The sequence below is a fragment of the Pseudomonas sp. JH-2 genome (assembly GCF_036231725.1).
Taxonomy (GTDB): Bacteria; Pseudomonadota; Gammaproteobacteria; order Pseudomonadales; family Pseudomonadaceae; genus Pseudomonas; species Pseudomonas delhiensis.
This window is the reverse complement of sequence record NZ_JAZAQP010000047.1, coordinates 1-1,760: the sequence shown is the minus strand read 5'-3', so window position 1 is coordinate 1,760 and position 1,760 is coordinate 1. Positions and strand designations below refer to the sequence as shown.

Here is a 1,760-nt window from a genome sequence, read left to right as displayed (position 1 = left end):
TCCGGTGTTGCCGGGAAGCGTCAGTCGTCGCTGCCCATGATGCCGAAGATCTGCAACAGGCTGATGAACATGTTGTAGATGGAGATGTAGAGGCTGACGGTGGCCATGATGTAGTTGCGCTCGCCACCGTGGATGATGGCGCTGGTCTGGAACAGGATGGCCGCCGAGGAGAACAGCACGAAGCCGGCGCTGATCGCCAGTTGCAGGCCGCTGATCTGGACGAAGAAGGAGATCAGGATGGCGCCCAGCAGGACGAAGAAGCCGGCGGTGATGAAGCCGGACAGGAAGCTCATGTCCTTGCGGGTGGTCAGCACGTAGGCGGACAGGCCGAAGAACACCAGGGCGGTCATGAAGAACGCCGAGGCGATGATGTTGGCGCCGTTGGCCATGCCCAGGTACAGGTTCAGGATCGGGCCGAGGGTGTAGCCCATGAAGCCGGTGAGGGCGAAGGTAGTCACCAGGCCCCAGCCGCTGTCGCGCAGCTTGAGGGTGGCGAAGAACAGGCCGTAGAAGCCGACCAGGGTCAGCAGCAGGCCCGGGTAGGGCAGGCGCAGCTGTTGCGAGACGTAGGCGACCAGGCCGCTGAAGGCCAGGGTCATGGCCAGCAGGCCGTAGGTGTTGCGCAGGACTCCGCTGACTTCCCGTTGCTCCGCCGCGGCGGGGTTGAGATATTGCCGTTCTTGCATGGCTAGACACTCCTGTAAGCGGAATGGGATTCCGTGACCATAGTTGCAGTGATGATACCAAACCCGCCTGTCAGACGTAGGATCAGAGTTTGACAGTGTGTTGCGATCCGGTACTATGCGCCCCCGAAAGGAAGTGTGGCCGAGTGGTTTAAGGCAACGGTCTTGAAAACCGTCGACGGGCAACTGTCCTAGAGTTCGAATCTCTACACTTCCGCCATCTTCAAGGCCCTGATTTTTCAGGGCCTTTTTCATTTTCGGCGACCTACATTAAGGCTCGATGATGGGCCTGAAAATGGCAAGAGTCCCAAAATAAATCGCCCTGAGTCCCAAAACTCTGGCTATTTCGCCGGCTTCGCGATGAAGCTGCGGCGGATATAGATCTTCTTGGCGATCTCCTCCTCTGTGTGCCCAAGCAGCCGGCTTGCTTCCTTCAAGTCGTTGATCTCGGTGGCCGCTTTCCAGTATCCGCGGGAGCCATCGTTTCGGATAAGGACAGGCACCTCCGGTGAGTCGGCCGCAGTTTGGCCGGCGGCCAGGCCGAACGCCTGGTGAATGGCACCGAAGGCCGGCAGGTAGATGTCGGTGGGCAGTGGTGCGATGGCCGCCAGCCCAGCTCTAGGAGACTCATCCGCGATTGCCGTGCACTCCTGCGCCCCCGCCACGTCGTTCCCATGTAGGAGCGCGCCCTGCGCGCGAATCGCAGGCAGGGCCTGCTCCTACAGTTGAGGTGGGGCCCACCGTAGGAGCGGACCTTGTCCGCGATAGCCGGAGGTTCCGGCGCGATTCGCGGATGAGATCCGCTCCTACGGGTTGCCCCGACACCGTGCCTTTGTAGGAGCGCGCCCTGCGCGCGAATCGCAGGCAGGGCCTGCTCCTACAGTCGAGGTGGGGCCCACCGTAGGAGCGGACCTTGTCCGCGATAGCCGGAGGTTCCGGCGCGATTCGCGGATGAGATCCGCTCCTACGGGTTGCCCCTGCACCGTGCCTTTGCAGGAGCGCGCCCTGCGCGCGAATCGCAGGCAGGGCCTGCTCCTACAGTCGAGGTGGGGCCCACCGTAGGAGCGGACCTTGTCC

The 1,760-nt window shown here is 62.2% G+C and carries 2 protein-coding genes and 1 tRNA gene; 1 reads left to right on the top strand and 2 read right to left on the bottom strand.

Translation table 11 applies throughout. The features are described from left to right. Positions 1 to 20: 20 nt before the first annotated feature. Positions 21 to 686, bottom strand: a complete 666-nt coding sequence (locus VV867_RS24725) for a Bax inhibitor-1/YccA family protein (RefSeq protein WP_109935860.1) — start codon at positions 684 to 686, stop codon at positions 21 to 23. Positions 687 to 815: 129 nt separating this feature from the next. Between VV867_RS24725 and VV867_RS24720 the strand changes: the two genes are divergently transcribed. Then, positions 816 to 903 (top strand) — tRNA-Ser (locus tag VV867_RS24720). Positions 904 to 1,024: 121 nt separating this feature from the next. Here VV867_RS24720 and VV867_RS24715 read toward each other — a convergent pair. Beyond that, a complete protein-coding gene (locus VV867_RS24715; protein WP_328567822.1) occupies positions 1,025 to 1,348 on the bottom strand; it encodes a hypothetical protein in 324 nt (107 codons plus the stop codon). Between the last annotated feature and the right edge of the window lie 412 nt (positions 1,349 to 1,760).